Below are 13,571 nucleotides of genomic sequence, written 5' to 3' on the forward strand. Positions count from 1 at the left end.
ATTTTAGCTAATCTTTACCTGCTCTTTAACATCGTTTATGAATGTTCTAATTTTTTTTTACCGGGTTAACCCCTAAGTTTAATAGTAAGAATATGTAAATTGTAAACACATTTTTACCATTAAGCATTACACTTAAAACTTATTTCTTTGGGATAGTAAATCTGGTCCATAGTGTTCAAGAATGCAAATTTAAGCTTGTAACAAAAAAAACTGTTTTGCAAATTTTACAAAACAGTTTTATAAATTAAAAGATTACATAAATAACGCAAACTATTAAATAATAGATAGATATGTAATTATATACTCTTTAAGAATAATATTCATCTTATTTAAAACGCTCTAATAATGTTTTGGTAAGTTTGATACCTTCAACTTCGCTTAGCTTACTTCCTTCGTATTCAATTCCTACATATCCCTTGTAACCTGATTTTTTAACAATATCCATCATCTTGGCATAATCAATGCCAGATTCATTACCTTGCGCATCAAAATCATGAGATTTAGCAGATACACCTTTAGCATAAGGCATCAATTCAGTTACTCCTTGGTAACGATCATATTCATAAAAGTTACCAAAATCTGGTAAACTTCCACAGTTTTTCTTGCCTACGGTTTTCAACACATCAGAAAGCCAATCACCATGGGAAGATATACCTCCATGATTTTCAACAATAACATTTATTTTTGCTTTTTTACCATAATCAGCTAAAGCAGATAAACTTTTTACAACCTGGTCTTTCACTTCCTGTTTAGTTCCTTCTCCGGCTGCGTTAACACGAATAGCTTTACAACCTAAAAACTCAGCTGCATCGATCCATTTATGGTGATTATCAACTGCTTTCAATCTTTTATTTTCATCTCTATCACCCAAAAATCCCTCCCCATCTATCATAATCAAAACATTCGTAATTCCATTGTCCTTTGCTCTATTATTTAAGTCTTTTAAGTATGTCATGTCCTGAGCCTTGTCTTTAAAAAACTGATTGACATATTCTACACCATAAATACCAAATGTCTTAGCTGTATATTCTGGAAAATCTATATTCTTTAGGTCACCCTTGTTAATTGTTCTGTGTAAAGACCACTCAGCTAGCGATATTTCGAACCAATCTTTTTTCGCAGCAAATACATCCAATGATGGTGCAAGTGTAATCCCAGCGGTCATTAGCCCTAAGTTTCTTAAAAAATCTCTTCTTGAATTCATAGTATATTTATTATAAGTTATTTTTATATATTAGCCCAACCTGAGGTTAAAACGTCAACTATATGCATTGTTTTTATCGGTAATTTGTGTTTGTCTATGTAGGCTTTTAGCTGCAATAAACAAGATGAGTCTGTGGAAATGATATAATCTGCCTTAACCGCCAAAGCATTTTTCACTTTTTGTTCCGCCATCGCACTAGACACGCCTTCAAACTTTACAGCAAAAGTCCCTCCAAAACCACAACATGTTTCCTGATCTCGCATTTCTAACAATTGCAAACCTCCAACATGATTTAGTAATTTTCTTGGTTCATCTTTAATATGACATTCTCTCAATGCTGAACATGAATCATGGTAAACAGCTGTTCCGACTAGCTCAGCCCCAAAATATTCCTTTTTTAATACATTTATTAAAAAATCACTGATTTCAAAAATATTTCGCTGAATGGAACGACACTTATTATGTTCCATAGAATTCGTAAATAAGTCATCAAATCCATTTCGAACCATACCAACACAAGAGGCAGAAGGCGAAACGATGGGATGTTCTTCGGCAAAGTCATTAAGAAATTTTAATCCTATGGATTTTGCTTCATCCCAGAAACCAGCATTATAAGCAGGTTGTCCGCAGCAGGTTTGATTCGTATTGTAAAACACTTCACATCCTGCCCTCTCTAAAAGTTTAACAGTGTTAAAAGCTGTTTCGGGATACAGCTGATCTATAAAACAGGGGATAAATAATTCTACCTTATTCATTAATTGTCCGAATAGTTTGTAATTTATTAAATTTTAAAACACGAAACAACAGTAAAAATCCAATGATGAAGAATATACCAAGAAACAATGCTGAATAACGTATATTATTTGTAATCTGTTCAATTATACCAAAACTAAATAAACCAATTACAATAGCAAATTTTTCAGTAACATCATAAAAGCTGAAAAATGATGTGGTATCTTTTATGTTTTCAGGGATCAGTTTTGAATAAGTTGATCTAGATAAGGATTGTATACCACCCATTAATAACCCAACCATGAATGCCATGCCGTAAAAATGATACTCATTTGTCATAAAATATGAGGCTATACAAATTTGTATCCACAAAAAAACCACAAACATTAAGATTTTTATATTGCCAAATTTTTTTGCCAATCTGGACATAATAAAAGCGCCACCGATCGCTACAATCTGAATCAGTAGAATTGAACCAATCAATTTGTTGGTGCCCAGATCCAGTTCTTTCTGACCAAATGCAGCCGCTACTATGACTAATGTTTGAATCCCCATTGCATAAAAAAAATATGCAGGTAGGAATTTTTTTATGGCATCTATTTTTTTAATTTGAGAGATTACTTCGGAAAATTCTTTTTTTACTTTAACAAAAAATGGAAGATTCTCGTTTGCAATTGATGGGCGATTATTAGGAAGATATCGGAAAGGTATCTGAGCAAAAGAAATCCACCATAATCCCACTAAAAAAAAGGATAACCTGGCGGGAACAGAAGGCTCGGTGATACCAAACCATTCTGGTTTAAAAACAAATACAAAACAAATGATTTGTAAAATAACGCAGCCAATATACCCATAAGCAAATCCCTGAGCAGAAACTTTGTCTTGTTGGTCAGGGGTCGCTATAATGGGTAAATAAGCGTTATTAAATGCTACCCCTCCTATATATCCCATCGCTGCCAAGCCAAAGAATATAATTCCGATTTCTAATGTTTCAATTTTGAAATAAAACATTCCCATACAGGCAATTGCCCCAATGTATGTAAATAACTTCATAAAGAACTTCCTTTTTCCTGCAGCATCTGCGTACGCCGAGAGGAAAGGGAGAGCAAACGCCATAAACAAGTAAACCACGGATAGGGTAAAATTTGTAAGGGCTGTATTGACGAAATTAAATCCGAAGAACGAGACGGAATCACCAGTTGCCGGATTATGCGTGATAGTGGTATAATATACTGGAAAAATAGTCGAATTAATCACTAGATTATAAGCCGAATTCGACCAATCAAACATGGACCATGATCTAATTAACCGTTTATCATTTTTTTTAAAGATTTTCATTTATAAGAATAAAACCTGCTAAAACGAATTTAATTTAATAATTCTCGTAAATATAACTTACAACTCTAACCATTTCTTTCCTAACCGGCGAGGCTCCTCCTAAATAATTATTATTTAAAAAAGAATATGCATAACGATTTCCCTTTTTACTAATTATAAATCCACTTTGGGCATGCACGCTATTAATCGTTCCAGTTTTAGCCCACACAAATGGTTTTCCATTTGGGGTGGGATAAACATTTTTTAATGTTCCTTCCAGTCCACCTGCGGGAAACAGTCTTAGTTTAATATGCTCATCCCTTACTTCATCTTGTACCAACAACAACAGCTCAATCATACTTCTAGGAGTTACCTTATTATACGTAGATAATCCACTTCCATCTCGAAGTTCAATTGAATCAGACATTTTAGAATAATAGGTTTCCTTCATGTACTTTCTTAAGTCTATTGTTTGAAATGCCCGGTATTTTATAAAGGAGGCAACCATATTTAGTTGCTCGGCTAAGAAATTATCACTAGGTAACATCATCTCCCGTAATATTTGTTTCGTATCTGTAGAATATACAGTCTTGGTATCATTTGGCAAGACATAGTGAATTAACTCTACCTCCCTTTTAAGCGTATCTTTTAATAAATGAACTAATAAAGAATCGCTTGTCCTAAAGGGTTTTTCATTCACGTAATTTTTTGGTAAAGGAAATGTATTAATTTCAAACTTATTGGTTTCTAAATGGCGATGAATTCGATATCGCGTTAAAGTGTCGTTCAACAAAATCAACTCTTTACTAAAATACGAAGGGATTAATTTTAAACTGTTATTCTCCTCTTTAAATTGAACCACATTTCCATAAATTGGAAAAACGGATATTTCAGGTTGATAATAGAATTCATAATCTTCTATCGACCAACCATCTCTATAAAAGGGTTCTTGAGTACTATTTTTTGCGTAAAAAAGTTTTTTTCCGCTACTCTTTAAGAAGTTAAAAACTTTACCATTATCCAATTTGGAATGTAAAAATGTTGGATCACCTGTACCCCAAAATATCAGTGAATCCCCTCTTTCAACATAAATTAGTCCTGGAATTGAGTCTCCAATTAATTTTAGAGAAGCAAATAAGGTAAATACTTTGGTATTTGATGCTGGAGTAAAATGTTTATCTTGATTATAATCAAAAATAAATTTATGTTCATTTAGATCATAAAGGCTAAACCCGTAATAATGCTGATTTAATACGTTTGATTTCTGTAATTGGTGGTTTAGGTCTTGGTTGATTTGAGCATTTGATATTAAGTGGGTCATTAAACCCAAAAGGATGACTAAGCTTCTCATAGTGTAAACATAACAATACTTGAGAAATAATACAATGACCGCCCATTAATTTTAAAAAATGATAAAGGGCCAATCATGCGATTAACCCTTTATTATTATGGTAAAATAGTCTTTTTATTTTTGTGTAAGAGCACCATCACTACGGTCAATTTCAACTTGAGGAATGGGCCAATATTCACTACTTTGAGGAAATACAAGTGATTTGTAGGCACTTAAATATTGACCTTCAAAACCTGAATAACTCTCTAAAGTTTGTTTTGCAATTCCCCAACGTACCAAGTCGAAAAATCTATGCCCCTCCATTGCCAGCTCCAATCGTCTTTCAAATCGCACTGCGTTACGAGCATACTCCTGACTAGGGAAAGATGGATATGGACTCACCTTATATTTAGCAGCATTGACGCCAGAGGCTGTTTTTTTAGGTGCTAATTTGGCCGCACGCAAACGAACGGCATTGACAAGTGTTAATGCACCACTTAAGTTGTTGGCTTCAACCTCACATTCGGCAGCCATCAGGTATACATCCGCTAAGCGAATAATGTTCACATCTAACCCTGTTAGATAATTTTCCCCAGGTGCTGCTTCTGTCGGAAATAAAGCCCTTGGAATCATGGTTTTTATGCCAACAAATGGTCCAGCATAACTTGCATCACGAATCCAAGCATTTCCCGGCATTTCACCATAGTCTAAATACATAACACCTCTACGACCAACAGTATAATCCAATCTCGGATCGAATGATAAATTAGTGTTTAAGGTATAGGAATTTGTAGGGTTTTTTAAGTCGGATAAATAAGGGGTTTCTCTATACTTGTTATTTAACAGAGGTAGCCCATTTACATCTACTTTATACGCATTTACCAAATCTATAGTCGGTTGGTAGAAGCCACAACACCCTACAGGTGAACTGCCATAAAGTCCAGATAACATATCGCCCACATTAGAATTATCAGCCGATCCATTAGAATTAATAGCATGTTTTGAAACCACTAAGCCCTCTGGACCATTTTCTTTAGTTATGTCGAAATTATTCCAAAAAGGCATGTTCACTAAATCTTTCCCTGCGATAACTTCTTTGAATAACGGTAATGCTTGTGCGAACTGCTTTTTATACAAGTATATTTTACCTAGATATGCTTTTGCAGCATCTTTGCTCATTCTACCATATTCATTATTAATTTTTGTCGAAGGTAAGTTCTCAATAGCAAATTTTAAATCATCTTCAATTTTTGGAAGTACATCTGTATCGTTTTTCACAGTAGCAGCTTGCTCAGTGGTCATTGTTTCATCTATGTATGGCAGATTTTTAAATACGCGCCATAAATAAAAATAATAATGAGCCCTCAACATTCTGGCCTCTGCCTGAATTTCTAATGCACGCTCAGGGGTAATTTCCTTTGAACCCGATTGATCTGCGGCCAATAATTTCATTGTATTATTGCAACGAAGGACACCTTCATAATAAACCTGCCATTGTGTACTTAAGTTATCGTTGGTACTTATAACATTATAAGTTTCAATCATATTCATCGGTGTCTGGTCGGTTAATTCAGAACCCTTGTGTGCATTGTCTGATGGGAGTTCGCCAAATATCCATTGACTTGGTGCGGAGGCATAATTTCCCCAAGTTCCATTCACGTTACCATTTATTATACTATAAGCACCGATTAAGGCACTCTCAACGCCTTCCTTGTTCCCTACTTGCGAATCCGAAAGCTCTCCTTGAGGTAGCTTCTGTAAAAATTCCTCGCCACACGAGCTTACCAAGAGTAAGCCGGCACCTAAAAGAATCATTAATTTATTTCGTTTCATAATTAATCGAATTAATATTTTTATTAAAATCCTAAACTTACTCCAATAGTATATTGACGGGCTTGAGGATAGACCCCAAAATCAACACCTAATGCCGAATAGGTCGAAGGTGTTGCCGATACTTCCGGATCTAAACCCTCGTATTTAGTTATCGTAAATAAGTTCGTTACCCCTAAATAAACACGCATTTTGTTGAATGCTGTTTTTGATCCAAAAATTTCAGTAGTTGGAAGGTTATAACCCAATTGTAGGTTTTTTAATTTCAAGAAACTACCATCCTGAACGTAATAAGTAGAAGTAGCGTATTCTAAAGCACTTGTTTTATCATTCGGATTAGGTAGCGAAGGAATTTCGCTTCCAGGATTTGAGGTACTCCAAGCATTCAATATACGATCACTTTTTTGCCCTTTAAACACGCCAAAATCAGTAAAGTAACGCGTTGCCTCATATAGGTCATTTCCTTGTGAACCATAGAAATATAAAAGTAAATCAAAATTTTTATATGCAGCATTAATATTAAAAGAATAGACAAAATCTGGATGTGGGTTACCGATAATGGTTCGATCACCTGGATCGATTTCACCATTCCCATTGATATCTGCATATTTCAAGCCTCCAGGTCTTGCATCTACATAAGAAGGCGAATTTTGTACATCCTCTGCATTCTGATAAATTCCTACTGTTTGATACCCATAGAATGCACCAACTGCTTCTCCTTTTTTCAGAATAGAAGTCTCCATACTTCTAAAATTTCCATAATTCACTTGGGTAATGGATGGTGAAAGCTCTATCACCTTATTCACATAGCGAGAAAAATTTGCTGAAAGATCCAAAGTAAACGGTTTTTCTTGTCGGTATCCATAATGATATCCTAGCGAAAATTCGAACCCTTTATTACTCATGTCCCCTATGTTTTGGATTGGAGAGGCGGCCCTACCTGCAGCTGCAGCTGGCAATGGAACTAAGAATAACATGTCTGTGGTTCTCTTATTAAACCAGTCAACAGATCCATCGAAGTCACCGTCCAATACGGAAAAGTCTAATCCAATATTAAGAGATTTAACTTGTTCCCATTTAATGTCAGGGTTTGCATAGGAGCTCTGCCAGATACCATTGACAACACTTCCCCCAATTGGGTAAGAAGAGCTAGTCAAAGAAGCAGAATAACGGTTTAAATATTGAAATCCAGGAATTCTTTGATTTCCTGTTACTCCATATCCAGCACGAATTTTTAGGTCAGTCAACCAGGTTGCATCTTGTGCAAAATCTTCCTTAGAAATACGCCATGCACCACTTATTCCTGGAAATAATCCGTATAAATGATTCGATCCAAAGTTAGATGATCCATCCCTACGTGCTATTACACTCAATAAATATTTATCCTTATACGCATAATCAGCTTTTCCCATTAAGGAGAACATGCTACCAATAGAACCACCTCCGGTATTATTAAAATTTGTACTTCCTGAACTTAGGTATAAATAATCTAAACTATTCATAATAAAATACCCATTTCTGCTACCACTTATGTTTCTATTTCTATTTTTGATAGCTTCCGTACCAACCATAATATTAAGACTATGATCTTCACCTAAATTTGGTTTGTAATTTAAAGTGTTTGTCCAGGTCCATTCTGTTGTATATCCAAAATATTCATTCATTCCATTATTGAAACTTCCCTCTGAAAATTCGGGATTTGGATAAGTATAGCTTTGTCCTGAATAATTTTCATAACGCATACCAAAATTAGTACGTAAGGTCAGACCAGATATGATGTCATATTCCGCAAAGGCATTTCCAAAAAAGAAATTAGTTCTGTTCATGTTATCTTTTGCCCGATAAGCCATAGCCACCGGATTTTGACCATTCCCTAAATCCTTACCAAACGAGCCTGCAAAATTCCCCCCTTCATCATAAACAGGGATGATATTTTGAATTCTATAGGCAAAACCTAATACGGAACCTTCGCCTTGATACCCCCCGGCAGTGTTTGGATTAACACCCATACCAAAACCCTCGACATAACTGTATTGTAAGTTTTCTCCAAAACGAAGTTTGTCATTAAAAGCGTTAAATTGAGTATTCGTACGAACATTATATCTTTTAAAACCACTATGTATCAAACTTCCTACTTGATCAAGATATCCACCTGAAAATGCATATTTAGCAGTTTCTGTTCCACCATTTGCACTCAATTGATAAGATTGAATTGGAGCATTCTGAGATAAAGCATCAAACCAGTCGGTTCCATTTTTATTTGCTTTGGTAATTTGATAAAAGGAAGCTCGATCTTTTGCAAAATAATTGTATTTGCTCATATCAGCATCTGCAGGAGTAACTTCATGATTGGTTTTAGACCCAGCTAACAGATAGTCTGGTAATTGTAAGTTAGTTCCATTAAATTCATTGTCAATATCTAATATTTGCTGAGGAGTCAGCATATTTGGAAAAGAATTTTTATTGGGTACTCCAACGCCAGCGTATGCATCTAAGTTAATATTAGTCCTTCCAGTCTTACCGGATTTTGTTGTAATAATTACTACTCCATTATTGGCTCTAGCTCCATAAATGGAGGCTGATGATGCGTCCTTTAATACTTGCATGGTTTCAATATCGTTTTGATTTAACCAGCTCAGTTTTCCTTCAAAAGGAACACCATCAATTACATACAATGGTTCATTATTATTAATTGTACTGTAACCACGAATACGAATTTGTGGGGTAGATCCTGGTGCTCCATCATTGACAATCTGAACTCCAGTGGCGCGACCCTGCAAGGCCTCGACAGCACTACCTGCTGGTTGAGACTTTAATTCATTTACGTTTACAACTGCAACAGAACCGGTTAAATCTTTCTTTTTCTGACTTCCATAACCAGTCACCACGATTTCATCCAGGTTACTACTATCCTCTGTTAAGGAAATTTTTATCTCCTGACTGGTAGAGGTTACCGTGTATTTGGCTCCCGTAAAACCGACAAACGAAATTTCCAAAATATCATTTGGACTGGCGTCTATTTCAAAATTTCCTTCAGAATCCGTTGAAGTACTAGATGTTTTACCAGCAATTTTAATCGTTGCCCCAGAAATTGGTTGTTGATTGGATTGATTTACGACTTTTCCTTTAACAGGATTCTGAACAGCATACAATGGATGAACTGAAATTTTATTCCAGATTGATCCTTCGGATGCAGAAGTACTACTTAGTGTAAGTAGACCCATTGAGATCAGAAGACTGTTTCTTAACAATCTTTTGGGAACGTTTGGATTGCCATTTAATTTGAATGATCTTCCCATAATAATTTAATTAGTTAGTTTGTTTAAAATTTAATGATTTAATCTAATGAACAAATTATAACCACAAATAATTTAAATGTTGTTTATGGTTAATTTTGAAAAAATAATTCCCTTAGCAATGCGAGGAACATTACTTTATAAAACATTTTTTTTCAATAGATTTAAAAATACCTACTTGGGTTTAAACCGGAAAATAAGGTAAAGTTGGTTCATAAGTTTTTAGTTTTTAGTTTATAATGTTATTGGTTGCTTCCAAATTACTCAAAGTGTACTTTAAACACTTATTTTAATGAGGGAAAAAAAACTAATCAATAGACATTGACTAGGTTAGTTTAAAAAAGAAGTGGTTTTATCAAGTATTTAGTTACAACAGAAACTAATTTAAAAATTTTTTATATAAAAACAATACCTTTCGCAACATTTTGTTTACAAAAAAAGAGAAAGATTATAAATCTCTCTCTTTAAATTCAGTTAACGTAATGGTAGGTAAGTTATTGAGCTTTCATACAAAAATAAAACCTGAAGTTCTCTTCAGGTTAATTGTATCATAATTGAACGGACGATCTCCTGTGAAAGTTTTGAGCCTTAATTTATAATAGAATTATAATAATCTAGACTTTCAATGATCATTTGCTCTTCCACAAATTTATTATAATCACATTGCCCAATCTTTTTTAATAATGCAAATCCAAGCTTGTTATCCTCATTTTTTTTATCATTCTTCATTAAATCAATTAATTCAGGATAAATTATCGGATTAAGGTGGTAATCAGGATAGATAGAACGTATGTATTCTATTACCGTTCTTAGCTCTGTTTCATCAAAATTGTTGACTTTCCACGAAATATATGATTCACAAATCATTCCTATTGCAATTGCTTCACCATGTAGTAAAGGAGATTTATCATGGAGCAAAGAGTAACCTTCAATAGCATGACCTATGGTATGACCAAAATTTAAGGTTTTCCGCAGACCATCTTCTTTTGGGTCTTCCAGTACAACTTCATTTTTTATAATAATGGAATCAAATACTAGATTTTCAGGAATTGTCGGCAGATTAATCTCTTGACATGTTTGGAATAACCCTTTATCCCGTATTAATCCATGTTTTATAACTTCGGCGAATCCAGATCGAATTTGACGATCATCGAGCGTTTCTAAAAATAAATTAGAAATAAAAACGGCCTTTGGTTGAGAAAATGTACCTATAATATTTTTTACGTTATCTAAATCTATTCCTGTCTTTCCACCCACTGACGCGTCAACTTGAGAAAGCAAAGTTGTCGGAACATTAATGAAATCTATACCTCTCTTATATGTTGAGGCAGCAAACCCGCCTAAGTCAGTGATTACACCACCACCCAAATTTAACATCAATGCTTTGCGATCTGCACCAAAATCTAACATTGTTTTCCAGACACCAATACAATAATCAATATTCTTATTCTCCTCTCCTGGATCAACTTCTATGATGTCATAATCAACGATATCTGGAATAGCTGTTTGAAGAACCGGAAGGCAATGATCGTTCGTATTTCTATCTACTAAAATTAAAAGTTGGGTGTAGTCATGGTCTATAAGGAATGACTGCAACTCACTTAATTCATCATCAAATATGACTTGGTATCCTAAACTATCAATATTTTTTTTCATAATCCTATTTCATGATAAAGATATACTTTTTTTTTCGAAAGCATTTTGATTTTATATGACCTGAACCTTGTTTCCATCGAACTCTATCAAATCTCCTACTCTGACCTTTAGTCTTTTTCGGTAGTCTACTTGACCGTTGTATTTCACTAACCCTTCTTGTACAACGAATTGTGCCATAGCGCCATGTTCGACCCAGTTCATAGCCTTTAATAATTGAATGAGTTGAATGTACTCTCCACTTAATGTAAACGTTTGCATACCACAAAAATAGACTATTACCAACTATTTGCAGCTAAATATTAGAAATTATTTATAATAATTCTTTAATTTTGCCACCGTAAAAAATAAAATATGGAAATAGCATCACCTTTAAAGCTTGACTTTAATAATACAGAAATCGCATTTAAAAGTAAAAGTGATAGTGATCTTAATAAAGCGTATTGGTTATTTAAAATGGTCTCCAGTAATTCCCTGATTAAAATTGGCACACCAATCACAAATTTTTCTTTAAAAATTGGACTTCCAATTCAAGGAATCATTAGAAATACCATTTACAAACAATTTTGTGGAGGAGTAAGTATTGAGGATTGTCAACATTCTATAGCAGAATTGGGTAAAGGTAAAGTCACTACCATTCTTGATTATTCGGTAGAAGGTGAGGATTCAGAAACAAGCTTTGATTCAACTTTTCATGAAGTATTAAAAACAGTAAAGAGTGCAAAAGACAACCCACTCATTTCTTTTTGCGTATTCAAACCTACTGGTTTAGGACGTTTTGATCTTTTAGCCAAGATTGATGCAAAAGAAGCTTTAAGTCTCCAGGAGGAGCAAGAATATGATCGGTTATTAAATAGATGTAATGAAATATGCAAAGCGTGCTTTGAATCTGACATTCGTGTGCTTATAGACGCTGAGCATTCCTGGATTCAAGACACAATAGATGATATTGCCAGAGACATGATGGAAAAGTACAATGTTCAAAAACCCATTGTTTACAACACTTATCAACTCTATAGAAGTGACAAATTGGCCTCTTTAAAAGCTGATTTTGCTTATGCTAAAACACAAAACTTTCATCTTGGGGCCAAAATTGTACGCGGCGCTTACATGGAAATAGAACGCGAGCGGGCCGCTGAAAATAACTATAAGTCCCCTATTCAATCAACCAAGATAAATTGCGATTTAGATTATAATCAAGCCATTCATTTTTGTCTAGACCATATTGATCAAATCGGCTTGATGGCCGGTACACATAATGAAGAAAGCTGTCGTATTTTATCTGAAGAATTGCAAAAAAGAAATATACCATTAAATCACTCGAACGTATTTTTTGCACAATTGTTAGGTATGTCAGATAACCTTTCTTTTAATCTTGCTGCCGCTGGATATAATGTTGCCAAATACATGCCTTATGGTCCAGTTAAAGCAGTAATGCCCTATTTATTTCGTAGAGCGCAGGAAAACACATCAGTTGGAGGACAAACTGGTCGTGAATTAAGTCTAATTATTAAAGAATTGAAGAGACGTAAATCGCCAAAGATATAATCCTGAAAGCCTCCGATTTTAGGAGACTTTCTTATTTTTGTACCATGACAGAATCATCTTATAAAAAGTACATCAAATTGAAATCCCTATCCTCTTCTTTTAAGGGTCTTTTATTTGATGTAGATGGCACTTTGGCCGATAATATTCATGCTCACAAAGCGGCATATGTCGCTACAGCTTTGGAATACGGTATTGATTTAAACCCTGATCTAATTGATGAAACAGCTGGATGGCCTACAATTGCCGTGGCAAAGGAGATAACTAAAAGATATGAAGTAGAATTTGATTTAAACGTTTTTTCGAAACGGAAATCTACAATTTTCATTGAGCGCTATATTCAGGATACGAAGGCAATTGATTACGTCAGGGCGATTCTAATGGAATCTCAATCAACCCACAAAATAGGTATCGTCTCTGGTGGAAGCAGATCTACCTTAAATATTACGTTACAGGTTATTGGCATTACTGGAAAATTTGAAACTTTAGTTTGTGCCGGAGACACACCAAACGGTAAGCCTTCCCCTGAGCCATTTTTATTAGCAGCTAAAAACATCGGATTAGACCCTAAAGATTGTTTAGTCTTTGAGGATGGTGACCCTGGTGTGCAAGGAGCCATTGCTGCAGGTATGGCATATATTCGAATTGATCAGATTTAAAACAA

General features: G+C 34.6%; 10 protein-coding genes. 2 read left to right on the forward strand and 8 right to left on the reverse strand.

Annotated elements, in window-relative coordinates; all coding sequences use genetic code 11:
• Window positions 1-325 precede the first annotated feature (325 nt).
• The 8 genes from AC6CHH_RS03220 to AC6CHH_RS03255 form a co-directional block, all read right to left on the reverse strand.
• Window positions 326-1,204, reverse strand: coding sequence for a sugar phosphate isomerase/epimerase family protein (locus tag AC6CHH_RS03220; RefSeq protein WP_498279669.1), 879 nt, complete (start codon window positions 1,202-1,204; stop codon window positions 326-328).
• A 23-nt stretch (window positions 1,205-1,227) separates the two neighbouring features.
• Window positions 1,228-1,959 carry a (Fe-S)-binding protein gene (locus AC6CHH_RS03225; RefSeq protein WP_498279671.1) on the reverse strand — a complete coding sequence of 244 codons (732 nt, stop codon included), beginning with the start codon at window positions 1,957-1,959 and terminating at the stop codon, window positions 1,228-1,230.
• On the reverse strand, window positions 1,952-3,274 hold the full coding sequence (locus tag AC6CHH_RS03230; protein WP_498279673.1) for an MFS transporter: 1,323 nt from the start codon (window positions 3,272-3,274) through the stop codon (window positions 1,952-1,954). The genes AC6CHH_RS03225 and AC6CHH_RS03230 overlap by 8 nt, the downstream gene beginning before the upstream one ends.
• Window positions 3,275-3,308: 34 nt before the next feature.
• The gene (locus AC6CHH_RS03235; RefSeq protein WP_498279675.1) at window positions 3,309-4,604 is read right to left on the reverse strand and encodes a D-alanyl-D-alanine carboxypeptidase; all 1,296 of its coding nucleotides are present in this window, start codon (window positions 4,602-4,604) and stop codon (window positions 3,309-3,311) included.
• Window positions 4,605-4,718: 114 nt separating this feature from the next.
• Window positions 4,719-6,416 (reverse strand): RagB/SusD family nutrient uptake outer membrane protein, encoded by a 1,698-nt coding sequence (locus tag AC6CHH_RS03240; protein ID WP_498279677.1) that lies wholly within the window; start codon window positions 6,414-6,416, stop codon window positions 4,719-4,721.
• A 23-nt stretch (window positions 6,417-6,439) separates the two neighbouring features.
• Window positions 6,440-9,712, reverse strand: a complete 3,273-nt coding sequence (locus AC6CHH_RS03245; protein ID WP_498279679.1) for a SusC/RagA family TonB-linked outer membrane protein — start codon at window positions 9,710-9,712, stop codon at window positions 6,440-6,442.
• Between the two features lie 585 nt (window positions 9,713-10,297).
• A complete protein-coding gene (gene aroB / locus AC6CHH_RS03250; RefSeq protein ID WP_498279681.1) occupies window positions 10,298-11,365 on the reverse strand; it encodes a 3-dehydroquinate synthase in 1,068 nt (355 codons plus the stop codon).
• A 51-nt stretch (window positions 11,366-11,416) separates the two neighbouring features.
• Window positions 11,417-11,623: an RNA-binding S4 domain-containing protein gene (locus tag AC6CHH_RS03255; RefSeq protein WP_498279683.1), complete on the reverse strand. Its 207-nt coding sequence runs from the start codon at window positions 11,621-11,623 to the stop codon at window positions 11,417-11,419.
• A 93-nt stretch (window positions 11,624-11,716) separates the two neighbouring features.
• On the opposite strand from AC6CHH_RS03255, the gene AC6CHH_RS03260 reads away from it, so the two are divergent.
• The gene (locus AC6CHH_RS03260) at window positions 11,717-12,910 is read left to right on the forward strand and encodes a proline dehydrogenase family protein (RefSeq protein ID WP_498279685.1); all 1,194 of its coding nucleotides are present in this window, start codon (window positions 11,717-11,719) and stop codon (window positions 12,908-12,910) included.
• Window positions 12,911-12,954: 44 nt separating this feature from the next.
• Window positions 12,955-13,566 (forward strand): HAD family hydrolase, encoded by a 612-nt coding sequence (locus AC6CHH_RS03265; protein WP_498279687.1) that lies wholly within the window; start codon window positions 12,955-12,957, stop codon window positions 13,564-13,566.
• The last annotated feature ends 5 nt before the right edge of the window (window positions 13,567-13,571 follow it).

Source organism: Sphingobacterium sp. GQ94 (assembly GCF_059758715.1).

Bases quoted from the DNA above. Each gene is read 5' to 3' on its own strand.
- AC6CHH_RS03220 (WP_498279669.1), bottom strand. From the start codon at position 1,204: ATGAATTCAAGAAGAGATTTTTTAAGAAACTTAGGGCTAATGACCGCT.
- AC6CHH_RS03225 (WP_498279671.1), bottom strand. From the start codon at position 1,959: ATGAATAAGGTAGAATTATTTATCCCCTGTTTTATAGATCAGCTGTAT.
- AC6CHH_RS03230 (WP_498279673.1), bottom strand. From the start codon at position 3,274: ATGAAAATCTTTAAAAAAAATGATAAACGGTTAATTAGATCATGGTCC.
- AC6CHH_RS03235 (WP_498279675.1), bottom strand. From the start codon at position 4,604: ATGAGAAGCTTAGTCATCCTTTTGGGTTTAATGACCCACTTAATATCA.
- AC6CHH_RS03240 (WP_498279677.1), bottom strand. From the start codon at position 6,416: ATGAAACGAAATAAATTAATGATTCTTTTAGGTGCCGGCTTACTCTTG.
- AC6CHH_RS03245 (WP_498279679.1), bottom strand. From the start codon at position 9,712: ATGGGAAGATCATTCAAATTAAATGGCAATCCAAACGTTCCCAAAAGA.
- aroB (WP_498279681.1), bottom strand. From the start codon at position 11,365: ATGAAAAAAAATATTGATAGTTTAGGATACCAAGTCATATTTGATGAT.
- AC6CHH_RS03255 (WP_498279683.1), bottom strand. From the start codon at position 11,623: ATGCAAACGTTTACATTAAGTGGAGAGTACATTCAACTCATTCAATTA.
- AC6CHH_RS03260 (WP_498279685.1), top strand. From the start codon at position 11,717: ATGGAAATAGCATCACCTTTAAAGCTTGACTTTAATAATACAGAAATC.
- AC6CHH_RS03265 (WP_498279687.1), top strand. From the start codon at position 12,955: ATGACAGAATCATCTTATAAAAAGTACATCAAATTGAAATCCCTATCC.